Source organism: Rhizobium sp. BK591, from assembly GCF_014195045.1.
Taxonomy (GTDB): Bacteria; Pseudomonadota; Alphaproteobacteria; order Rhizobiales; family Rhizobiaceae; genus Rhizobium; species Rhizobium anhuiense.
Genome location: NZ_JACIAZ010000002.1, coordinates 806,835 through 827,081, shown reverse-complemented (window position 1 = coordinate 827,081; position 20,247 = coordinate 806,835). Strand labels below are relative to the sequence as shown.

Below are 20,247 nucleotides of genomic sequence, written 5' to 3'. Positions count from 1 at the left end.
GACTTATTTCGGCAGCGGCGTGGACACGCCCTTGACGTGCCAATTCATGGCGATGATCTCGGGGTCGGCCAAGGTCGCGCCGGATGCGACACCTTCGCTGCCGTCGGCCTTGGCGATCGGCCCGGTGAACGGCGAGAAGCTGCCGTCGGCGATCTTTGCCTCGATCTCCTTGATCTTGGTCATGACGTCAGCCGGAATATCCGAATTCCAGTCGACCACTTCGACGACCTTGTCGGCGACGCCGAGGAACGCATTGGCCCCCTTGAAGGTACCGGCGAGATGGGCATCGACCGAAGCTTTGAAGAACGGTGACCAATCCGTCGCGACGCAGCCGAGATAGGTCTTCGGCGCATATTTCTTCATCGAAGAATTGAGGTTGAAGGCATAGACGCCGGCTTCCTCGCAGGCCGAGATGACGGACGGCGTGTCCTGGGCGTTGGAGAAGATCACGTCGCACTTCTGCGCAATCAGCGCCTTGGCGGCTTCCTGCTCCTTGGCCGGGTCGAACCAGGAGTTGACCCAGACGACCGAGACTTCGATGTCGGGCTTGACCGCCTGGGCGCCGAGCGTGAAGGCATTGATCGAGGTGATGAGCTCGGGGATGGCAAAAGCCGACACGGAGCCGAGCTTGCCGGTCTTGGAAAGCGCTGCCGCTGCCATGCCGAGCAGATAGGTACCCTGGAAATATTTGGCGGCGAAAGGCGAGAAGTTCGGAGCGACCTGGAAGCCCGAGGCATGCAGAACCGTGACGCTCGGATCACGGCGGGCGATCTGCAGGGCGCCGTTCTGATAGCCGAAAGAGCCGGCGACCAAAAACTTGTTTCCGTCGGCGACGGTCTTGTTCATGATGCGGTCGGCATCCGGGCCTTCGGCAATATTCTCAAGCACGGTGACCTTCACCTTGTCGCCGTAAGCGGCCTTGATCGGCTCGAGACCGGCGGCCAGTGCATGTCCCCAGCCGACATCGCCGATCGGCGAAGGGACGACGAGCGTGATGCCGAGCGGCGCGTCGGCGGCCAAAGCAAGGCGGCTGCCGAGCACACCGGCAAGGCCGGTGGCGGCAGCGGCCGTCATCAGGTTTCTGCGGGTCAGTTTGGTCATGGTCTCAGTTCCCTCTTTTGGTTTTCTAGAATTTCACGGCGGATAGTGCAGCTTCCGCCTCGGCAGCCAGCTTGGCCTCGTCGAGCCCGGGGAATTCGCCCTTCTGCCAGACGATGCGGCCATTGATCATGGTCATGTCGGTCGCCATGCCGATGCCGACGCGGGCAATCAGGCTCAGCGGGTCGTGCCGCGTGCCGACATAATCCATGCGGCGGGTGTCGATCGCAAACAGGTCGGCGGCCATGCCGGGCGCCAGTCGGCCGATATCGCGCCGGCCGAGCAGGCTGGCACCCCCTGACGTGCCGTAGCCGAGGAAATCGACCGGAGGCGGCACGGGGTGGGTGCGGGTGGATGATACGAGGCACTGCAGCATGTAGGCGGAGTGCAGGCAGTGCATCAGGTTGGAATTGTCATTGGAGGCAGCACCGTCGCAGCCGAGACCGACGCGCAGGCCGAAAGCGGCCATGGCGGGAATATCGGTGACTTCTGCGCCGACCAGATAGACGGGTTCCGAGCAGTGCGCCACCCCGGTGCCGCTGGCCGCCATCTTCCTGAGTTCGTCGTGGGTCAACTCCCAGCAATGGGCATAGAAGGCGTCGGGTCCGGCAAAGCCGAGTTCTTCCAGATAGTCGACCGTGCGCATGCCGTGACGCGCCTGGATGACCGGACTTTCGCCCTCGCCGACATGCGTGTGCATTATGACCCCGCGATCACGCGCCAGTGCCACCGATTCCACGAACGTCTCACGGTAGCAGTTCACCGGCTGGCAGGGCGCGACCACGACCTGGCGCATGCTGAAGCGGCTGGTATCGTGGTAGGCGTCGATCAGCCGGGCGCAGTCGGCGATGAATTCGTCCGTCGTTTCCAGCATCTCGTCGGGAATGGTCGAGCCTTCCGACTTCGGCAGGGTGTTGCCGCCGCGGCCGGCATGGAAACGCATGCCGAGCAGCTCGGCCGCTTCGAACTGGCGATCGATCAGCCGCTTCCCGGCATGCCGGGGGAAATTATACTGGTGATCCAAGGCCGTGGTGCAGCCATGCTTGATCATCTCGGCCATCGCGGTGACGGAGGAGTGGTAAAAGCACTCCTCGTTGAGCTGCGAAAAGATCGGGTAGATGCGGTCGAGCCACTCGATCACCGAGAGCTTCGTCCAGTCGAGATCGGCGCGGTTGCGCACGAAGCACTGGAAGAAGTGATGATGGGTGTTGACCAAGCCTGGATAGACGAACCAGCCGGCAGCATCCTGAACGGTCGTGCCGGGAGGCAGTGCGTCCGCCGCGAGATTTTCGCCGATCGCCACGATCTCTGGGCCGCTGGTCAGCAGATCGACATTGCGATGGACGACCGGTCCCTTGCCCTCGTCGACGATCACGGCCGCGCAATTCTTCAGGAGGTAGCCGGCCATCATCACGCCTCGCCCGGTTCGATCTGGGGTTCGGGCTTCAATTCGTGCAGCCGGTGAATGCCTGGCATCTCGATGAAGTTGTCGAGGGCGCGCAGCGCGCGGGACCAGAGCCGGATGGCGGGATAGGAATCCAGTATGACACCGCCATCGGGGGCCAGCGCCACATAAGGGAAGCAGGCGATATCGGCAATTGTCGGCCGGTCGGCTGCGAGGAAACGCATGCCGCGAAGGCCCTGCTCGACAAGCCCGGCCTCAAGTTCGCGAAGCGCGGCGATGCCCTGGGCCTGCAGCGCGCCGATATCGCCCGGCCGCAGCAGCATTTCGTGAAGCCGCGCTGCCCCGAGGCTTGCCGTCAGCCGGCCGGAGAACGACAGCCACTGCTGCACCCGCGCCGCTTCCTCGGCCCTGCCGCCGCCGAGCCATTCAGGTGCTGCCTTGGCGGCGAGATAGACGAGAATGGCCGAGGATTCGGTCAGGATCAGGTCGCCATCCTCCAGGATCGGAATCGAGCCTGCCGGGTTGAGCGCAAGCAGCTCGGGGCCGCGATGCTCGGCGCCGGGATGAAAATCTACCGGGCGGAGTTCCAGCTTCACTCCGGTCAGCGCCGCCATCAGGCGCACCTTGTAGCAGCTCGGCGAGAGAATGTAGTCGTAGAGCTTCATTGCGCCACCAGCTGTGCGCCATAGGTATAATTGTGGCGCTTCAGCCAGCGCCGGTAGGCGATCGATGTCAGATCGGCCCGCGTCGGGATTTCCATGCCGGGGTCGAGCGGCAGCAGCCGCGGAATCTGATTTTCGAGGATCGAACGGTCCTGCAGAAAGATCGTCTGCTGGAAGTGGATGAGGTCGGTCATCGCGGTCTCGTCGTCAAAGAGCGCCATCCATGGCCAGACGTCGCAGAGGTCCTCGGCCAGCGGCTGCACGAAAAGCGTGATGACATCCCATTCGCTCGGGCGCGGCGGGCAGGTTTTGTAAAGCACGGAGCAGGTCGGTGCCGGCACGCGGTACATGTATTCCGTGGTGATGCCGCCGCTTGCCGACTTGGCAGCCTGCGGCTGGTAAAATTTCACCTGCGTCGCCCAGACCTCGTCTTCTTCCTCGCGGATCTCGACCTTGTAGTTCTGAACCTCGGTGTGCGGCTCGGCGCCGAGAATGTCGGTGTGGACGAAGGGGAAATGGGCGATGTCGAGAAAATTCTCGACGGCACGCAGCGGCGAGCAGCGCACCCGCACCACGCCGACATCGACGAAGCGGCGGCCGGGCTGGTCGGCCTCGGGAATCGGGAAAAGCTCCTTCTTCGGCGCGCCGAGGGAGGACCAGACATGACCGTAACGCACGCGCACCGGCAGTACACGACCGTCGCCGCCCGTCACCTTGGCATTGCCGTCGCCATCGCGCGCCACTTCGATCGGCTCGCCCATCAGTGCCGTCCTGCGACCGGCGCTGTCGAGCTGGCTGAAGAGCCCGACCGGATACCATTCGTCGGTCATCGCCTGCATGGTCATTGGCCGATCTCCTTCCTCTGAAGATCTTCGGCCCGGCGGCGCAGGCTCTCGGCGGCCCGCGAAGCGCCAATGCCCGCCGCGGGGCCGGTGTCCGGCTTCAGCAGCACGTGGATCAGTGTCTGTCCATCTTCTTGAGCGGATAATAGCAGACAGATGGTCCCGCTTGTTGCATTGAACTCGAGCAAGCCTTCAGGACTTGCCTTCGCGCCAGCAGCCGCCTCGATCGCCGCAATGCCGGCCAACGCCGTCAGCGATCGCAGGGGAATGAGGCCCTCAAGCCGCGGCGGCTTCGCAGCCGGCGTGCCCACCGCGACCCAGATCACGTTGTCCGCCTCCTCGACGTCATGGGTGGCGACGCGGATGGTTTCCGGTGGCGCCAGCCCTGGATGGGCCGGAATGCGGAGACAGTTTCCGGCCTGACCATAACTCCAGCCGTGATAGATGCAGGAGAGCGCCTCGCCGCGCACGAAGCCGTGAGACAGACGCATGCCGCGATGCGGACAGCGATCGGCCGATGCCGATATGCGCCCGGAAGCGCTGCGCCACAGGGCAATCGATCCGGCTGCCGTCCGTGCCGGCATGACGGTGCCGGCTGGCAAATCCCGGGACAGAGCGACTGGCGTCCAAAAGCCGGTCGTAGCGGATGGCATGACTAGAGTTCCCAAACAAAATCATATGCTTGCCGAGCACGTCCCGCCTCCGCATCGAGGCAATTCCGCTCAACCTTATCAGGTTTGCATAATTATTTCGCATTGGCAATATTGAGTAAATAATATGCACGGCGCAAAATACACGGTAGCCGGTACTAGGCTCTTTCGCCGATGATCGTCGTGCGTTCTATGCTCTCGACCCATACGTCGATAGGCCCGAGAGAGCATCCCATCTCCATCATGTCGATCAGCTCCTCCGGCCCGGCAACCTCAAGTTCGATCCGCATGGGACTCGTATGAGAGATGGTGTGCGACAGCCCAAGCTTGGCGGCGTGGCGCCGGATCCAGGGGACAAAGGAGGCGGCCTCGAGATCACCGACGATCGTCATCCGTTCCAGGAGGTGGCTTGTATCTTGTCCCGTCATCACGCTCGCTCTTGCTTCCCCATACTATAACGCCTGGATGACCGTGCGGAAGGGGTCATCGTCAAGGCGAGGATGCTCGGCCGATCATGACGTGCTGCATTGACAAGCCTCTTCCGCTCAGGTCTACTGGTCCACTTACCGGACCAGTAGACCTGAGCGCGGGGAGGGGGAAAGCAATGGATGTTCGAGCAATGCTCGAAGACGACGTTGCGACGCTCGGCGGAGCGCCGAAGAAGTCGATGAAAGACTTCGTCGTCCAGAAGATTGCGACCTTCATAGCGACGGGCATCCTCAAAGTGGGCGATCCCTTGCCAAGCGAGCGCGAATTGGCTTCCGCGCTGTCGGTCAGCCGCGAGACCGTCCGTGGCGCGATCCTCATCCTTTCCACGCATGGGATTCTCTCCGTCGCGCATGGGACCCGAACCGTGGTGGCATCGGAGGATGTCGGCGAATTGGCTGTCCAGGCTGCGCGGTATCGCGACATTGCGGCCTACAGTCTCGACAATGTTCATGAGGCGCGACTTCTCATCGAAGCGCAGGTCGTCAGGGCTGCCGCGGTCAAGATGGAGCCTTCAACGCTTGATTATCTCCGCAAGTCGATCGCAGCACAGGAGGCCGCCTGTGACGATCCTGTCCGTTTTTTGATATGTGACCGGGAATTTCACACCGCTATCTACCGTTCCAGCGGCAACGCGGTGCTGGCTGATATGGCCGCCGACCTCTATTCCTACCTTCTCAGCCACCGAAGGCGCGTCGTATCGCAGCCCGGAAGCATCGCCACCAGCATCGCCGATCACCGGATGATCCTTGCCGGCCTGGAGACGCGGGACCCGGATGCTGCGGCCGCGGCCTTCGCAATCCACGAAACCCGTATTTATACGACGACCAAGTTACTCTTCTCGTAGTTCGCAGGGAGGCGAAACACGATGCATATTCTCATTATCGGCGCGGGAGGAATGATCGGCCGGAAGCTCGCCGCCACACTGGGGCGCAGCGGTTCCCTCGGCGGCGATACAATCACGCGCATGACGCTTGTGGATGTAACGCCTCCGCCGGTGCCCGCCGACATCTCCGTGCCGGCGGAAGCGCTGGCGGCCGATATTTCCGAAAGCGACGCAGCGGCAGCACTTGCGGCGGGTCGGGCCGATGTGATCTTCCATCTCGCCGCGATCGTTTCCGGCGAAGCCGAGCGCAATTTCGACCTCGGCTATCGGGTCAATCTCGACGGCACGCGAGCCTTGCTGGAAGCGATCCGCCGGGAAGGCAGTCGCCAAGCCTATGTCCCCCGTTTCGTCTTCTCCTCGTCGATCGCGGTCTATGGCGCGCCCTTTCCCGATCCCATTCCCGATGACTACGTGCTGGCGCCCCTCACCAGCTACGGAGTCCAGAAAGCGATATCGGAGCTTCTGCTTGCCGACTATTCGCGCCGCGGCTTCGTCGATGGCATCGGAATTCGGTTGCCGACCATCGTCATCCGCCCCGGCGCGCCGAACGCCGCCGCATCGGGCTTCTTTTCCGGAATCCTGCGGGAACCGCTCGCAGGCCAGCGTGCCGTTCTGCCGGTCGAAGAAACCGTCAAGCACTGGCTGGCGAGCCCGCGTTCGGCCGTCAACTTCCTGATCCATGCCGCCACGCTCGATACAGCGTCGCTGGGTGTCCGGCGCACGCTCACCATGCCAGGGGTTGCCGCCACCGTTGCCGACCAGATTGATGCGCTGCGCCGTGCCGCCGGCCCCGAAGCGGCGGATTTGATCGATCGGCGCCGCGACGAGGTCATTGAGGAGATCGTCGCCGGGTGGCCGAAATCCTTTACGCCGCAACGCGCGGCGCAACTCGGATTTACCGCTGAAAGCAGCGTCGACGAGCTGATCGAGGTCTACCTCGCCGAAGATGCTCCGGGTGCATCCCGATGAGGTTGGGGAGACGGCGCGACCCGGATCATGCGGCAGGGGCCTGACCAGGCACCCCCACAGATGCGGGATTGCCGTGCTTGAAGAACTTGAGAGAGAAGATTACGGCCGCCGGCAAGACATAACGACAATACGAATACATAGCATGTAGCGCTCGATATCTGGGAGGAGAGAGTATGGCAGGCGTTCAATTCGCGGATGTGCGGAAATCATTCGGTGCATTTCCGGTCATCAAAGGCGTGGATATCGATATCGCCGACGGTGAGTTCGTGATCCTGGTCGGCCCCTCGGGTTGCGGCAAATCCACCCTGCTGCGGATGCTGGCCGGACTTGAGAACATTTCCGGCGGCGAGATCAAGATCGGCGGGCGCGTGGTCAACACGCTGCCGCCCAAGGATCGCGACATCGCCATGGTGTTCCAGAACTATGCGCTCTATCCGCATATGACGGTGCAGCAGAACATGGGCTTCTCGCTGATGCTGAACAAGGCGCCGAAGGCGGAAGCCGAGAAGCGGGTGAAATACGCCGCCGGCATCCTCGGTCTCGACAAATTGCTCGACCGTTATCCGCGCCAGCTTTCCGGCGGCCAGCGCCAGCGTGTCGCCATGGGGCGGGCGATCGTGCGCGATCCGGAAGTCTTCCTGTTCGACGAACCGCTCTCCAATCTCGACGCCAAGCTGCGCGTCGCCATGCGCGCCGAGATCAAGGAGCTGCACCAGCGGCTGAAAACGACGACGGTCTACGTCACCCACGACCAGATCGAAGCGATGACCATGGCCGACAAGATCGTCGTCATGCATGACGGCGTCGTCGAGCAGGTCGGCACGCCGCTCGAGCTCTACGACAAACCGGCCAATCTCTTCGTTGGCGGCTTCATCGGCTCGCCGGCGATGAACATGATCAAGGGCCGGCTCGATCCGGAGAACCCGACACGATTCAGGGCACCCGACGGCACCGCGCTGCCGGTCGCCAATCCGCCCGCCGACGCCATCGGCCGCGATCTCGTCTATGGGCTTCGCCCGGAATACATCCTGCTCGATGCCAATGGCCTGCCCGGTGAAATCGTGGTGATCGAGCCGACCGGCTACGAGACGCATCTTATCCTCAAGCTCGGCGGCAGCGACCTCAGCTGCGTCTTCCGCGAACGTGTCAACGCGCGGCCGGGCGAAACCCTGCGCGTTGCGATCGACGCCGCGCATGTTCATCTCTTCGATGCCGAGAGCGGCCGGAGATTGACCGACTGAGGCCGGCCGGTGGCGGCGCGGGGGCGGAGGAGCCCTCTCGTTGCCTGCAGGCAGGCACACATCCCCTCTCAGGGATGCAATGAGCGGCGTTCACCAAGCGGGAGGTGAGTGCCGGCAAGTTCGTACCCGCTTTTTTTGATGAGGAGGAATCTCATGAGGATCAGAAGACGTGACTTTCTTGCCGCCTCGGCTGCCGTCGCCGGCGCCGCCGGCCTCGGCATCCGGCCATCCCTGGCGCAGGCCGAGCCGACTTACACGCCGGAAAGCGGCGCCAGCCTTCGCCTGCTGCGCTGGACACCGTTCGTCAAGGGCGACGAGGAGGCATGGCTTGCCAACACCAAGAAATTCACCGAAGCGACCGGCGTCGAGGTGCGCATCGACAAGGAAAGCTGGGAGGACATCCGCCCGAAGGCCGCCGTCGCCGCCAATGTCGGCTCCGGCCCCGACCTCATCATGTGCTGGTTCGACGACGCCCACCAATATCCCGACAAGCTGGTCGATCTGACCGAACTCGGCAATTATCTCGGCAACAAGTATGAGGGCTGGTACGACGGCGTGAAGGGTTATGCCACACGCGGCGACACCTTCATCGCCATGCCGCTGACGGCCATCGGCAATGCCGTCGTCTATCGCGACAGCCACGTGAAGGCTGCCGGTTTCAACGAATTCCCCAATGATACCGCAGGCTTCCTCGAGCTTTGCAAGGCGATGAAGGCAAAGGGCACGCCGGCCGGCTTCCCGCACGGCAAGGCAGTCGGCGACGGCAACAACTATGCCCATTGGCTGCTGTGGAGCCATAACGGCATGATGGTCGACGAAAGCGGCAAGGTAACGATCAACAGCCCGGAAACGCTGGCGTCGATCAACTATGCCAAGGAGCTCTATGCGACCTTCATCCCCGGCACCGAAAGCTGGCAGGACGTCAACAACAACCGCGCCTTCCTCGCCGGCCAGGTTTCGCTGATCGCCAACGGCGTCTCGGTCTATTACACCGCCAAGAACGACCCGAAGCTCGCCGAGATCGCCAAGGACATCCGCACGACGAACTTCCCGATTGGTCCTGTCGGCAAGAGCGTGGAACTTTGCCAGACGAGTTCGCTGCTTCTCTTCAAGCACAGCAAATATCCGGAAGCGGCCAAGGCCTACATCAAGTTCATGATGGAAGCCGACCAGATGAATGCGTGGATCCAGGGCTCCAGCGCCTATTGCTGCCAGCCGCTCAAGGCTTTCGCCAAGAACCCGATCTGGACAGCCGATCCGGTCCACGCGCCCTATGCGCGCGCCTCGGAAAAGCTGCGTCCGAACGGCTATGCCGGCCCGCTCGGTTATGCCTCGGCGGCAACCATGGCCGACTACGTTCTGGTCGACATGTATGCGGCGGCCGTTACCGGCCAGATGTCGCCGGAAGATGCGATGAAGGAAGCCGAACGCCGGGCAAACCGCTACTATCGCGTCTGAGCCACACCTCGAACAAGCGGCATGCCGGCCTTCGGCATGCCGCAAGATCTGGGGGTTCAAAAGGCGATCTGGGAGATAAGCAATGTCGATGGCAAATTCGGGGGATAGACGTGGGCCGGTCTCTTCGCTCCTGCAGAACAACAATGTGCTCGGCTTCCTGTTCATGCTGCCGGCGGCAGTATTCCTCGTCTGCTTTCTGACCTATCCGCTGGGGCTCGGCGTCTGGCTCGGCTTCACCGATACGAGGATCGGTCGCGACGGCATCTTCATCGGACTGGAGAACTACCAGTTCCTGATGGACGACAGCGTCTTCTGGCTGTCGGTCTTCAACACCGTTCTCTATACCTTCGTCGCCTCCGTGCTGAAATTCGCGCTCGGCCTCTGGCTGGCGATGCTGCTCAACCAGCACCTGCCGTTCAAATCCTTCTTCCGGGCAATCGTATTGCTTCCCTGGGTGGTGCCGACGGTGCTTTCGGCGCTCGCCTTCTGGTGGATCTACGATTCCCAGTTTTCGATCATCTCCTGGTCGCTGATGCAGCTCGGGCTGATCAGCGGACCGATCAACTTCCTCGGCGACCCGATCAATGCGCGCATCTCCGTTATCGTCGCCAATGTCTGGCGCGGCATTCCCTTCGTGGCGATCTCGCTGCTTGCCGGCCTGCAGACCATTCCAGCATCGCTGCAGGAGGCTGCCTCGCTCGACGGCGCCACCAGCTGGCAGCGTTTCCGCTATGTGACGCTGCCCATGCTGACGCCGATCATCGCCGTCGTCATGACCTTCTCGGTGCTTTTCACCTTTACCGATTTCCAGCTCATCTACGTGCTGACCAAGGGCGGGCCGGTCAACGCTACGCATCTGATGGCGACGCTGTCGTTCCAACGCGGCATTCCCGGCGGCCAACTCGGCGAGGGGGCGGCCATCGCGGTCGCCATGGTGCCCTTCCTGCTCGGCGCGATCATGTTCAGCTTCTTCGGCCTGCAACGGCGCAAATGGCAGCAGGGCGGCCAGGATTAGGAGCCAAGATTAGGAGAATATCGATGTCGACACATTCCAACACCGCCGATCAGGCCCTGACCGATAATGCCGAAGGCATGAGCTATCTGAACCGCCTGCCACGGCGGATCGTGATGCTCTACTTGCCGATGGCCATCTTCGTCTTCGTGCTGCTCTTCCCGTTCTACTGGATGGCGATCACTGCGGTGAAGCCGAACGAGCAGCTGACCGACTATACCAATTACAGCCCGTTCTGGGTGGTGGGAGCAACGCTCGCGCATATCAAATATCTGTTCCTCGAAACCTCCTATCCGGGCTGGCTGTGGAACACGATGCTGGTGGCGGTCTGCTCCACCTTCCTCTCGCTGGTGGCCTCAGTCTTGGGCGCCTATGCCATCGAGCGCGTCCGCTTCACCGGCTCCCGATCGGTCGGCCTGGTGATCTTCCTCGCCTATCTCGTGCCGCCGTCGATCCTCTTCATCCCGCTTGCCTTCATCGTCTTCAAGCTCGGGATCTACGACTCGCGGCTGGCGCTGATCTTTACCTATCCGACCTTCCTCATTCCCTTCTGCACCTGGCTGCTGATGGGCTATTTCCGCTCGATCCCCTTCGAGCTGGAGGAAAGCGCACTGGTGGATGGCGCCAACAGGTGGCAGATCCTCACCAAGATCATCCTGCCGCTGGCCGTCCCCGGGCTGATTTCGGCCGGCATCTTCGCCTTCACGCTGTCCTGGAACGAATTCATCTATGCGCTCACCTTCATCCAGTCATCGGAAAACAAAACCATTCCGGTCGGCGTCCTGACCGAACTGGTGCGCGGCGACGTGTTCGAATGGGGAGCGCTGATGGCCGGTGCACTGTTCGGCTCGCTGCCGGTGGTCATCCTCTATTCGTTCTTCGTGGACTACTATGTCTCCTCGATGACCGGTGCAGTGAAGGAATAGCAATCTGCTGGATTTCGCTGCGTGGCAACGATGCGCAAACTGCGCGCTCGCAGTGAAACCAGCGTCCCGGGGTGGTTGTTCGATAATACTTGCTACGCCGCTAATTCGTGTAGGGGCTATTTAGAGATGCGACAGTCTCGCCTCTCGACGTTCTGATCAAGGTCAACGTTGAGCGCAAGGATGACGACCTCCAGCCCGGTCGAGACCATGAGGGGTCGGAATCTTGATGCCCTGTTTGACCACCATGTCGCATAAAGAATTGCATCGCCTCGAAGTTTATTCAGACGATCCGTGATCAGCGCCTGAGCGTCGTCCAGGCCGCTGAGCTGCTTGGGCTCAACCGAAGTCAGGTGCACAGGCTGTTGCAGGCCTGTACATCGATCCTCTGTGTCGCCTCGCCGTAGAAGAACGTTCGCAGTGTCTTCTGCGAGAGCGGCGGAAGCAGCTTGTCGCGGAGGAGCTTCAGGTTGGCGCGGCCAACTCCCGCTCCGCCCTTGCGACGACCGGGCTTTTTCGGCAAGACCGCCAGGACGCAAAGGGAGCATCCGCTTGAAGCATATCCAAATCATCGGCATCGGCACGGGCAACCCGGAGCACCTCACCATACAGGCGATCAACGCCATGAACGCGGCCGACGTGGTCTTCCTGCCGGTCAAGGGCGCCGGCAAGGAAGAACTTGCCGATATCCGCCGCGAGATCTGCCAACGCTATATCACGCGGCCAGCTGCCCGAATTTCGGAGTTCGCCGTGCCGCAACGGCAGACGGCAGAGAGGAGCTATGCGCAAAGCGTCGATGCCTGGCATGGCGAAATCGCCGGTATCTATGGAGAGCTGATCGCTAGTCTGCCGGATGAGGGCAGCGGCGCCTTTCTCGTCTGGGGCGATCCCAGTCTCTACGACAGCACGATCCGCATCATCGAACGCGTGCGACGGGAAAGCGGCCTGGATTTCGATTACACCGTCATTCCCGGCATCACCAGCATCCAGGCCCTGGCTGCCAGCCACAGGATCCCGATCAACCTCGTCGGCAAGCCGATCGAGATCACCACGGGGCGCCGGCTGGCGCAGGACGGGCTTCGGAGCGACAGCACCATCGTGATGCTCGACGGCGAACAGGCTTTTGCCAAGATCGACGATCCCGATGCCGAGATCTTCTGGGGCGCCTATCTCGGCACCCAGGATGAAATCGTCAGATCGGGCCGGCTTGGCGATATCGCCGCCGACATCGTGACGCTGAGGGCCGAGGCCAGGCAGCGGCACGGCTGGATCATGGACATCTATCTCCTGCGCAAGGGATGCGATTTCGAGGAATAGCCGTTCCGACCCGTTTCTCTCATGCTTTGCCGGCCCGGCCGCGATCATGTAAGAAATGCTCAGAGGATTGAGAATGAGTGTTGAGGCCGCAAGGGCAAACAACAGGACAGGCGAGGCGGATCTGCACGATCACCTGGCAGCAAAAATGCGCGCACGCGGCGCCTGCCCCGCCCTGTCAGCTCCGATGCCGACCGGCGACGGCCTGCTTGTGCGGCTGCGGCCAGCCGGCGGCGCGTTGACGCTGCCGCAATTTGCAAGCCTTGCCCGCTTAGCCGCAGTTCATGGAAACGGCATTCTGGAAATCACCGCACGCGGCAATCTGCAGATCCGCGGGCTCAGCGCCGAGACGGTCGGACCGCTCGCTGCCGATATCGATGCCGCCGGCATTGTCGTGCCGGAGGGGCCGGCGATCGAGATCTCGCCGCTGCACGGCATCGATCCGGAAGAAATAAACGATCCGGCCGCAATGGAAACGGCATTGCGCCGCACGCTCCGCGATCAGCTTCGCTCGCCACGGCTCGCGCCAAAACTATCGCTCGTCGTCGACGGCGGGGGAGCCTTCGGCTTGGCGGCGGTTTCCGCTGATATCCGTATTGTCGCGCAATCCCCCGCAGATTGGCTTGTGGCGATCAATGGCGACGGTGAAAGCGCAACGCCGGTCGCGATCGGTTCTGCGGAGGCGGCAATATCGGCGGTCGGCGACATTCTGAGCCTGTTGGCAGATCTCGGGCAGGGCAAGAGGGCACGCGATATCGATCCGGCGCTGCTGCGGGCGCGTTTTCCGGCGATGGATGGCATTCAGTTCTTTCCGTCCCGCGCGGCAGGGGTGCCGCTTTCCGGCCCGCACAGGCTCGCCGACGGCAAAACCCTGCTCGGCGTCAGGCCGGAATTCGGACAGATGAGGACGTCCGATCTCTCCGCCCTGCTCGATCTCGCAGAGAGCCAGGGCGCGACAGCCATCCGGCTTGCGCCCGATCGCGGTTTCTTCCTGATCGGACTTCCGGCTGATACAGTGCCGGCTATGCAGGTCGCCGCGGCCAGACTTGGCTTCAGCGCCCAACCCGGCGACAACAGCGAGCATATCGCCGCCTGCGCCGGCGCCGGCGCCTGCGGCTCCGCCTTCTACGAGACGAGAACTCTGGCGCGCCGCATCATCGCTGCGGCACCTGCCCTCTTCGACGGTTCGCTGACGCTGCATCTGTCAGGCTGCGCCAAGGGCTGCGCCCATGCACGGCCGGCGCTGACCCTGACGGGCTCGCCGGAGGGTTATGACCTCATCCTCAATGGGCTTGCTGCGGATCGGCCGGACGAACGGATCGCTGGCGGTCGGATCGATTTCGCTATAGAGAGGCTCGCCCGCTCCATCGAAGACAACCGAGGCGCTGGCGAATCGGCCGCGGCCTGCCTTACACGGCTTGGCACAACCGGCGTTTCAAAGGCGCTGCGACAGGAATAGGAATGCCAGACTACGATTATATCCGCAGCGGCGACGCGATTTACGAGCGTTCCTTTGCGATCATCCGCGCCGAGGCCGATCTTTCGCGCTTTACCGAAGATCAAGCCGAAATCGCCGTGCGCATGATCCATGCCTGCGGGCTCGTCGAGGCGGCGGAGCATTTCCTGTTCTCCGCCGATGTCGTCGGCGCGGCGCGCGATGCGCTGAAAGGTGGGGCGCCGATCTTCTGCGACGCGGAAATGGTATCCCATGGTGTCACCCGGGCGCGGCTGCCCGCGCTGAACGAGGTGATCTGTACGCTGCGTGATCCCGCGACACCGGAGCTTGCACGCGAGACCGGCAATACCCGCTCGGCCGCCGCCATGCATCTCTGGCTCGATAGGCTCGGCGGAAGCGTTGTCGCCATCGGCAATGCGCCGACCGCCCTCTTCCATCTGCTCGAACTCCTGCGCGACGGCGCCCCGAAACCTGCGGCGATCCTCGGCATGCCTGTGGGCTTCGTCGGTGCCGCCGAATCCAAGGATGCGCTGGCGGAGAATTCCTACGGCGTCCCCTTCGCCATCGTCCGCGGCCGGCTCGGCGGCAGCGCCATGACGGCAGCCGCCATCAATGCACTGGCGAGGCCCGGCCTATGACCACAAGCGGCCGTCTCATCGGCGTCGGGACGGGTCCCGGCGACCCGGAGCTCCTCACCCTCAAAGCCGTGCGCGCCATCGAAGCCGCTGACGTCATCGCCTATTTCGCCAAACAGGGCAGGGGCGGCAACGGCAAGGCGATCGTCGAACCGCTGCTGAAATCCGGGGTGACGCTGCTGCCGCTCTATTATCCGGTGACAACCGAGATCGACAAGAACGACGAACGCTACCAGAGGCTGATCACTGAATTCTACGATCAGTCCGCCAAGTCGGTGGCCGACCATCTCGATGCCGGGCTGACAGTCGCCGTTCTCAGTGAAGGCGATCCGCTCTTCTATGGCTCCTATATGCATCTGCATGTCAGACTTTCCCAGCGCTACCCGACGGAAGTGATTCCGGGCATCAGCGCCATGTCGGGCTGCTGGTCGCTGGCCGGCATGCCGATCGTCCAGGGTGACGATGTGCTTTCCGTACTGCCGGGTACGATGCCCGAAACCGAGCTGACACGTCGTCTTGCCGACACGCAAGCCGCCGTCATCATGAAGGTCGGCCGCAATCTGCCGAAGATCCGCCGGGCCTTGGCGGCAGCCGGCCGGCTTGCGGAAGCCGTCTATGTCGAGCGCGGCACCATGGCCAATGCGGCGATGGAAAAGCTTGCCGACAGGAGCGATGGCGATGCGCCGTATTTTTCGCTCGTGCTGGTGCCTGGCTGGGAGGCGAGCCGATGAGCGGCAGGCTTTTCGTGATCGGCACCGGCCCCGGCAATCCCGAGCAGATGACGCCGGAGGCTTTGGCCGTCGTCGACCAGGCAACGGATTTCTTCGGCTACGGACCCTATCTCGACAGGCTGCAACTCCGCGACGATCAGCTGCGCCATGCCTCGGACAATCGCGAGGAACTCGACCGGGCGGGGGCAGCCCTGGCCATGGCGGCTGACGGCGCGAAAGTCTGCGTCGTCTCCGGCGGCGACCCCGGCGTCTTTGCCATGGCCGCCGCCGTCTGCGAGGCGATCGAGAACGGGCCGGCCGCCTGGCGCTCGGTCGATCTCACCATTCTGCCCGGCATCACGGCAATGCTGGCCGTGGCGGCAAGAGCCGGCGCCCCGCTTGGTCACGATTTCTGCGCCATATCGCTGTCTGATAATCTAAAGCCTTGGAATATAATCGAAACCCGCCTTGAGCTGGCGGCGAAAGCGGGTTTCGTCATCGCGCTCTACAATCCGATCAGCCGGGCGCGGCCGTGGCAACTCGGCGATGCCTTCAAGCTGTTGCGCAACCATCTGCCGGCAACAACGCCGGTTATTTTCGGGCGCGCCGCCGGGCGCCCGGACGAACGCATCGCATTACAGCAGCTGTCGCAAGCAGACGCGTCGATTGCCGATATGGCGACCTGCATCATCATCGGCTCCGCCGAGACACGCGTCGTCGCGCGGCCGGGCAGGCTGGACCTCGTCTATACCCCGCGGTTCATGGCGGGAGGAAACAGGTGATCGATCACTGCCAGCGCCGCTTCGACCGTGTCGACCGTCGTGACCGCGGAGGCAGGCGCACGCGCGACCATCAACACCTCGATGCCGAGCAGCCGGGCTGCCTCGATCTTCGCATAGGTGGCGGCACCGCCGCTGTTTTTGGCGACGATGATGTCGATGTGGTGCTGCCTCAGGAGATCGCATTCGCCTTCCAGCGTGAACGGACCGCGATCAAGCAGATAATCGACATGATCAAGCGCAAGCGGCGGCTCGACAGGATCGACGCTGCGGACAAGATAGTGATGTTGCGGCGCGGCTTCCGCATGATGCGCGCCCTGCCGGCCCGTCGCCAGGAAGACATGGCGGGGGGAAGGGCCGAGCGCTTCGATAGCCGCCGGAATGCTCTGCACCTCCCGCCAGCGATCGCCGGCTTCGCGTTGCCATTCGGGACGGCGCAGAGCGATCGCTGCGATACCGGTGACCTCAGCGGCAAAAGCGGCATTGGCCGAAATCCGTTCGGCAAAAGGATGCGTGGCGTCGATCAGCAGATGATAGCCGCCGGCCGTCAGGAAATCGGCGAGTGCGGCAGCGCCGCCGAAACCGCCGATGCGGACCGGAACAGGCTGTACGGCCGGTTTCTCGGTGCGTCCGGCAAGCGACAGCATAACATCGCAATCGTCGCGCGCCGCGAGCGCCGCGGCCAACAAGCGCGCCTCGCTGGTGCCGCCCAGGATCAGGATGCGGGGTCTTCCCATGTCTGATATCTCTCCTGCGTCCGGCCAGCGCTGGCTGACTATTATCGGCATCGGCGAAGATGGTCCAGAAGGGTTGGGTGAGGAGGCGAAGAGGCTGATCGCGGCAGCACCTGCCGTCTTCGGCGGTGCGCGCCATCATGCACTCGCGGCCTCGCTGATATCAGGCGAAAAGCTTTCCTGGCAGAGCCCGTTCGAACGCTCGGTCGACGCCATTCTTGAAAGGCGCGGCACGCCTGTTGTCGTGCTCGCCTCCGGCGACCCCTTCCTCTACGGCGTCGGCGCAACGCTCTCCCGCCACGTGGCGGCGCACGAGATGCGCATCATTCCGGCGCCCTCGGCCTTCAGCCTTGCTGCCTCCCGCCTTGGCTGGCCGCTGCAGGAGGTCGCGACGGTCTCGCTGCATGGACGGCCGATCGACCTGATCCGGCCGCATCTGCATCCCGGGCGGCGCATCCTCGCGCTCACCTCGGACGAAAAAGGCCCCGGCGACCTGGCTGCCCTGCTTGCCGCGACCGGCTTCGGTCAGTCGCAGCTTACCGTGCTCGAGGCGCTTGGCGGCGCGCGGGAGCGGCAAAGACGTGCTGTGGCGGCGGATTTCGATCTCGTGGACATCGATCCTCTGAATGTCTGCGCCGTCGATGTTGCGGCAGGGGAGGGGGCTCGCATCCTGCCTTATGCTGCAGGGATCGAGGACGAGCTGTTCGAGCATGACGGACAAATCACCAAGCGTGAAATCCGGGCGATGACGCTTTCGGCGCTCGCGCCGCGTCACGGCGAACTGCTCTGGGATATCGGCGCCGGCGCGGGCTCGATCGGCATCGAATGGATGCTCGCCGATCCCAGTCTGAAGGCAATCGCTGTCGAGCAATCGCCGGAGCGGGCCGCACGGGTCGCCCGCAATGCAACCGCCTTCGGCGTGCCGCATCTTGCCGTTGTCGAGGGGACAGCGCCCCTCGCGCTGAAGGGCCTGCCGGAACCGGATGTGATTTTCCTCGGGGGCGGCGGCAGCGAACCGGGTGTTATCGAGACTGCGATCGCCGCGCTGAAGCGGGGAGGGCGGCTCGTTGCCAATGCCGTGACGCTGGAGATGGAAGCCGCGCTGCTCGGCGAACATGCCAAACGCGGCGGCTCCCTCACGCGGATCGAAATATCGCGCGCCCAGCCCGTCGGCGGCATGAGCGGCTGGCGGCCGGCGATGCCGGTGACGCAGTGGCGCTGGACGAAAGGATGACGAGATGACGGTGCATTTCATCGGCGCTGGCCCAGGTGCTGCGGATCTGATCACGGTGCGCGGCCGCGATCTCATCACCCAATGCCCGGTCTGTCTCTATGCCGGCTCGATCGTCTCGCCCGAACTGCTGCAATATTGTCCGCCGGGCGCACGCATCGTCGATACGGCGCCGATGTCGCTTGACGAGATCGAGGCGGAATATCTTCGCGCTGCCGCGGCCGGCCAGGATGTCGCCCGGCTGCATTCTGGCGATCTCTCCGTCTGGAGTGCGGTGGCCGAACAGGTGCGCCGGCTGCAAAAACACGGCATCGACTATACGATGACGCCAGGTGTTCCAGCCTTTGCCGCCGCCGCCTCGACGCTTGGGCGCGAGCTGACGATCCCGGCAGTGGCGCAGAGCCTGGTGCTGACCCGCGTTTCCGGCCGCGCATCACCGATGCCGAACGACGAGACGCTGGCAAAATTCGGCGCGACGGGCGCCACGCTGGCGATCCATCTGGCCATCCATGCGCTGAGCCAAGTGGTGGAGGAATTGACCCCGCTTTACGGCGTCGACTGCCCGGTCGCCATTGTCGTCAAGGCCTCCTGGCCGGACGAGCGCATCCTGCGCGGCACGCTTGCCGATATCGAAGCAAAGGTTGCGGTCGAACCGATCGAACGCACGGCGATCATCTTCGTCGGCCCTTCGCTCGCGGCCGAGGATTTCCGCGAGAGTTCACTTTATGATCCGGCCTATCAACGCCGGTTCAGAGGCAGGGAATAACTTCAAGCGATTGGCCGCGCCAGCGTATCGTGACAATCGTTCCCCCGCCGTCCTGACACCAAAAACAGTATCAGGCGACGTTTCACTCAGGTCTCAAACCCGCGCGCTGAGATAGTCCATGCTGGTGCGAAGCGCCCCGGCCGGGTCCTTGACCGCATGAACTTCCGCTGCAAAGGGCTCAAAAGAGAACGGACCCTTATAGCCAGCCTGCAGCAGCGCTCTGATCTGCCCGGCATTATCGAGCCGGTCGTCGCCGTCCACGAGCACGCGATGGGAATCGCGCATCTCGGCAACGGAAACTGTGGGATCACTGACGCTGGAGATGTGCACGAGGCCGGCCAGCTCAGGGAAGGTCGCCGCTTCGCCGGCAAGGTGATGGTGGAAGGTGTCGTGGACAAGCCTGAAGGTCGATTCCGCGCCGAGCTCCCTGATTGCCTCGGCCGCCTCGGTCTTCGAGCGAAGCGAGCAGATCTCGAAACCGAGCGGCTCGACGAGACCGATGATGCCGGCCTTCTCGAGCATCGGCTTCAGCGCCGCCAGAGACCGGCGCAGATTGGCCTGCCGTTCGCCATCGGCGCAGCCGGTGCCGTCGTTCTTCGGAACGAGGACGAGCGCCTTGGCGCCCGACGCGCTGGCATAGTCGATCAGTTCCTGCGCTTCGGCAGCCCTGGTCGCGTTCCACTCGTTGAAGCGCTGCAGGGCGTTGATCGAGATGATCGTCAGCCCATGGCGGGCAGCCGCGTCCTTGATCGTTTCGGGTTTGGTGCCGTCAAGGATGGCATTGCCGGAAAGGTCGTTGCGGATCTCGACGGCATCGATGCCGAGCGATTGGGCCAGCGCGAAAAAATCGTCGATGGCAAGCGACGGGGCGGCCATGTGGTTGAGCGCAAAACGGATCGTAGTCATGACTGGTTCTCCTCCTGATCTCCGCGTCACGGCGGAGCGGTCCTCGTGAATGGGTCAGCGAATCTCTATCGGAATTCGCGTCGC

General features: G+C 63.2%; 21 protein-coding genes and 1 pseudogene. 14 read left to right on the top strand and 8 right to left on the bottom strand.

What is annotated here, in order from left to right; genetic code table 11:
* Nucleotides 1–3 precede the first annotated feature (3 nt).
* The 6 genes from FHX10_RS11025 to FHX10_RS11000 form a co-directional block, all read right to left on the bottom strand.
* The gene (locus tag FHX10_RS11025; RefSeq protein ID WP_097622429.1) at nt 4–1,101 is read right to left on the bottom strand and encodes a BMP family ABC transporter substrate-binding protein; all 1,098 of its coding nucleotides are present in this window, start codon (nt 1,099–1,101) and stop codon (nt 4–6) included.
* Between the two features lie 25 nt (nt 1,102–1,126).
* Nucleotides 1,127–2,506: an amidohydrolase gene (locus tag FHX10_RS11020; protein ID WP_097622651.1), complete on the bottom strand. Its 1,380-nt coding sequence runs from the start codon at nt 2,504–2,506 to the stop codon at nt 1,127–1,129.
* Nucleotides 2,507–2,508: 2 nt separating this feature from the next.
* A complete protein-coding gene (locus FHX10_RS11015) occupies nt 2,509–3,168 on the bottom strand; it encodes a glutathione S-transferase family protein (protein ID WP_028756311.1) in 660 nt (219 codons plus the stop codon).
* The gene (locus FHX10_RS11010) at nt 3,165–4,010 is read right to left on the bottom strand and encodes an aromatic ring-hydroxylating oxygenase subunit alpha (protein ID WP_097596050.1); all 846 of its coding nucleotides are present in this window, start codon (nt 4,008–4,010) and stop codon (nt 3,165–3,167) included. The genes FHX10_RS11015 and FHX10_RS11010 overlap by 4 nt, the downstream gene beginning before the upstream one ends.
* Entirely contained in the window at nt 4,007–4,660 is a 654-nt protein-coding gene (locus FHX10_RS11005; RefSeq protein WP_097622428.1) for a Rieske (2Fe-2S) protein, read from the bottom strand. The genes FHX10_RS11010 and FHX10_RS11005 overlap by 4 nt, the downstream gene beginning before the upstream one ends.
* 155 nt (nt 4,661–4,815) lie before the next feature.
* Complete coding sequence (locus FHX10_RS11000) at nt 4,816–5,085, bottom strand: acylphosphatase (protein WP_097622427.1); 270 nt, start codon at nt 5,083–5,085, stop codon at nt 4,816–4,818.
* 176 nt (nt 5,086–5,261) lie between these two features.
* Here FHX10_RS11000 and FHX10_RS10995 point away from each other — a divergent pair, with 176 nt between their 5' ends.
* The 12 genes and pseudogenes from FHX10_RS10995 to FHX10_RS10940 all read left to right on the top strand — a co-directional run bounded on the left by FHX10_RS10995 (nt 5,262) and on the right by FHX10_RS10940 (nt 16,529).
* Entirely contained in the window at nt 5,262–5,990 is a 729-nt protein-coding gene (locus tag FHX10_RS10995) for a FadR/GntR family transcriptional regulator (RefSeq protein WP_025554837.1), read from the top strand.
* Between the two features lie 21 nt (nt 5,991–6,011).
* Nucleotides 6,012–6,998 (top strand): D-erythronate dehydrogenase, encoded by a 987-nt coding sequence (gene denD, locus FHX10_RS10990; protein ID WP_097622426.1) that lies wholly within the window; start codon nt 6,012–6,014, stop codon nt 6,996–6,998.
* 173 nt (nt 6,999–7,171) lie between these two features.
* Nucleotides 7,172–8,239 (top strand): ABC transporter ATP-binding protein, encoded by a 1,068-nt coding sequence (locus tag FHX10_RS10985; RefSeq protein ID WP_025570637.1) that lies wholly within the window; start codon nt 7,172–7,174, stop codon nt 8,237–8,239.
* 153 nt (nt 8,240–8,392) lie between these two features.
* The gene (locus tag FHX10_RS10980; RefSeq protein WP_025570636.1) at nt 8,393–9,697 is read left to right on the top strand and encodes an ABC transporter substrate-binding protein; all 1,305 of its coding nucleotides are present in this window, start codon (nt 8,393–8,395) and stop codon (nt 9,695–9,697) included.
* Nucleotides 9,698–9,779: 82 nt separating this feature from the next.
* On the top strand, nt 9,780–10,712 hold the full coding sequence (locus FHX10_RS10975) for a carbohydrate ABC transporter permease (RefSeq protein WP_028758286.1): 933 nt from the start codon (nt 9,780–9,782) through the stop codon (nt 10,710–10,712).
* A gap of 23 nt (nt 10,713–10,735) precedes the next feature.
* A complete protein-coding gene (locus tag FHX10_RS10970; protein WP_097622424.1) occupies nt 10,736–11,635 on the top strand; it encodes a carbohydrate ABC transporter permease in 900 nt (299 codons plus the stop codon).
* 226 nt (nt 11,636–11,861) lie between these two features.
* Nucleotides 11,862–12,006, top strand: a pseudogene (locus FHX10_RS10965) (helix-turn-helix domain-containing protein); the annotation flags it as partial.
* Nucleotides 12,007–12,184: 178 nt separating this feature from the next.
* On the top strand, nt 12,185–12,949 hold the full coding sequence (gene cobF / locus FHX10_RS10960; RefSeq protein ID WP_097622423.1) for a precorrin-6A synthase (deacetylating): 765 nt from the start codon (nt 12,185–12,187) through the stop codon (nt 12,947–12,949).
* Between the two features lie 73 nt (nt 12,950–13,022).
* Entirely contained in the window at nt 13,023–14,405 is a 1,383-nt protein-coding gene (cobG, locus tag FHX10_RS10955) for a precorrin-3B synthase (RefSeq protein WP_097630181.1), read from the top strand.
* A gap of 2 nt (nt 14,406–14,407) precedes the next feature.
* Nucleotides 14,408–15,040 (top strand): precorrin-8X methylmutase, encoded by a 633-nt coding sequence (locus tag FHX10_RS10950; protein WP_025570630.1) that lies wholly within the window; start codon nt 14,408–14,410, stop codon nt 15,038–15,040.
* Nucleotides 15,037–15,768, top strand: a complete 732-nt coding sequence (locus tag FHX10_RS10945; protein WP_097622421.1) for a precorrin-2 C(20)-methyltransferase — start codon at nt 15,037–15,039, stop codon at nt 15,766–15,768. Before FHX10_RS10950 ends, FHX10_RS10945 begins: the two co-directional genes overlap by 4 nt.
* The gene (locus FHX10_RS10940) at nt 15,765–16,529 is read left to right on the top strand and encodes a precorrin-3B C(17)-methyltransferase (RefSeq protein WP_047611991.1); all 765 of its coding nucleotides are present in this window, start codon (nt 15,765–15,767) and stop codon (nt 16,527–16,529) included. Before FHX10_RS10945 ends, FHX10_RS10940 begins: the two co-directional genes overlap by 4 nt.
* On the opposite strand, the gene FHX10_RS10935 is transcribed toward FHX10_RS10940, so the two are convergent.
* Nucleotides 16,493–17,263 (bottom strand): cobalt-precorrin-6A reductase, encoded by a 771-nt coding sequence (locus FHX10_RS10935; RefSeq protein WP_097622420.1) that lies wholly within the window; start codon nt 17,261–17,263, stop codon nt 16,493–16,495. The genes FHX10_RS10940 and FHX10_RS10935 overlap by 37 nt on opposite strands.
* Between FHX10_RS10935 and cbiE the strand changes: the two genes are divergently transcribed.
* Together cbiE and cobM are read left to right on the top strand one after the other, a co-directional pair.
* Complete coding sequence (cbiE, locus tag FHX10_RS10930) at nt 17,262–18,494, top strand: precorrin-6y C5,15-methyltransferase (decarboxylating) subunit CbiE (RefSeq protein ID WP_097622419.1); 1,233 nt, start codon at nt 17,262–17,264, stop codon at nt 18,492–18,494. The genes FHX10_RS10935 and cbiE overlap by 2 nt on opposite strands.
* 4 nt (nt 18,495–18,498) lie before the next feature.
* Entirely contained in the window at nt 18,499–19,257 is a 759-nt protein-coding gene (gene cobM, locus FHX10_RS10925; RefSeq protein ID WP_028758292.1) for a precorrin-4 C(11)-methyltransferase, read from the top strand.
* Between the two features lie 93 nt (nt 19,258–19,350).
* On the opposite strand, the gene FHX10_RS10920 is transcribed toward cobM, so the two are convergent.
* Nucleotides 19,351–20,163, bottom strand: coding sequence for a TIM barrel protein (locus FHX10_RS10920; RefSeq protein WP_097622418.1), 813 nt, complete (start codon nt 20,161–20,163; stop codon nt 19,351–19,353).
* Nucleotides 20,164–20,247 lie beyond the last annotated feature (84 nt).

Bases quoted from the DNA above. Each gene is read 5' to 3' on its own strand.
- FHX10_RS10950 (WP_025570630.1), top strand. From the start codon at position 14,408: ATGCCAGACTACGATTATATCCGCAGCGGCGACGCGATTTACGAGCGT.
- FHX10_RS11020 (WP_097622651.1), bottom strand. From the start codon at position 2,506: ATGGCCGGCTACCTCCTGAAGAATTGCGCGGCCGTGATCGTCGACGAG.
- FHX10_RS10975 (WP_028758286.1), top strand. From the start codon at position 9,780: ATGTCGATGGCAAATTCGGGGGATAGACGTGGGCCGGTCTCTTCGCTC.
- FHX10_RS11015 (WP_028756311.1), bottom strand. From the start codon at position 3,168: ATGAAGCTCTACGACTACATTCTCTCGCCGAGCTGCTACAAGGTGCGC.
- FHX10_RS10970 (WP_097622424.1), top strand. From the start codon at position 10,736: ATGTCGACACATTCCAACACCGCCGATCAGGCCCTGACCGATAATGCC.
- FHX10_RS10945 (WP_097622421.1), top strand. From the start codon at position 15,037: ATGACCACAAGCGGCCGTCTCATCGGCGTCGGGACGGGTCCCGGCGAC.
- FHX10_RS11010 (WP_097596050.1), bottom strand. From the start codon at position 4,010: ATGACCATGCAGGCGATGACCGACGAATGGTATCCGGTCGGGCTCTTC.
- FHX10_RS10985 (WP_025570637.1), top strand. From the start codon at position 7,172: ATGGCAGGCGTTCAATTCGCGGATGTGCGGAAATCATTCGGTGCATTT.
- FHX10_RS10980 (WP_025570636.1), top strand. From the start codon at position 8,393: ATGAGGATCAGAAGACGTGACTTTCTTGCCGCCTCGGCTGCCGTCGCC.
- FHX10_RS10940 (WP_047611991.1), top strand. From the start codon at position 15,765: ATGAGCGGCAGGCTTTTCGTGATCGGCACCGGCCCCGGCAATCCCGAG.
- FHX10_RS10995 (WP_025554837.1), top strand. From the start codon at position 5,262: ATGGATGTTCGAGCAATGCTCGAAGACGACGTTGCGACGCTCGGCGGA.
- cbiE (WP_097622419.1), top strand. From the start codon at position 17,262: ATGTCTGATATCTCTCCTGCGTCCGGCCAGCGCTGGCTGACTATTATC.
- cobM (WP_028758292.1), top strand. From the start codon at position 18,499: ATGACGGTGCATTTCATCGGCGCTGGCCCAGGTGCTGCGGATCTGATC.
- FHX10_RS11005 (WP_097622428.1), bottom strand. From the start codon at position 4,660: ATGCCATCCGCTACGACCGGCTTTTGGACGCCAGTCGCTCTGTCCCGG.
- FHX10_RS10920 (WP_097622418.1), bottom strand. From the start codon at position 20,163: ATGACTACGATCCGTTTTGCGCTCAACCACATGGCCGCCCCGTCGCTT.
- FHX10_RS11000 (WP_097622427.1), bottom strand. From the start codon at position 5,085: ATGACGGGACAAGATACAAGCCACCTCCTGGAACGGATGACGATCGTC.
- denD (WP_097622426.1), top strand. From the start codon at position 6,012: ATGCATATTCTCATTATCGGCGCGGGAGGAATGATCGGCCGGAAGCTC.
- cobG (WP_097630181.1), top strand. From the start codon at position 13,023: ATGAGTGTTGAGGCCGCAAGGGCAAACAACAGGACAGGCGAGGCGGAT.
- FHX10_RS10935 (WP_097622420.1), bottom strand. From the start codon at position 17,263: ATGGGAAGACCCCGCATCCTGATCCTGGGCGGCACCAGCGAGGCGCGC.
- FHX10_RS11025 (WP_097622429.1), bottom strand. From the start codon at position 1,101: ATGACCAAACTGACCCGCAGAAACCTGATGACGGCCGCTGCCGCCACC.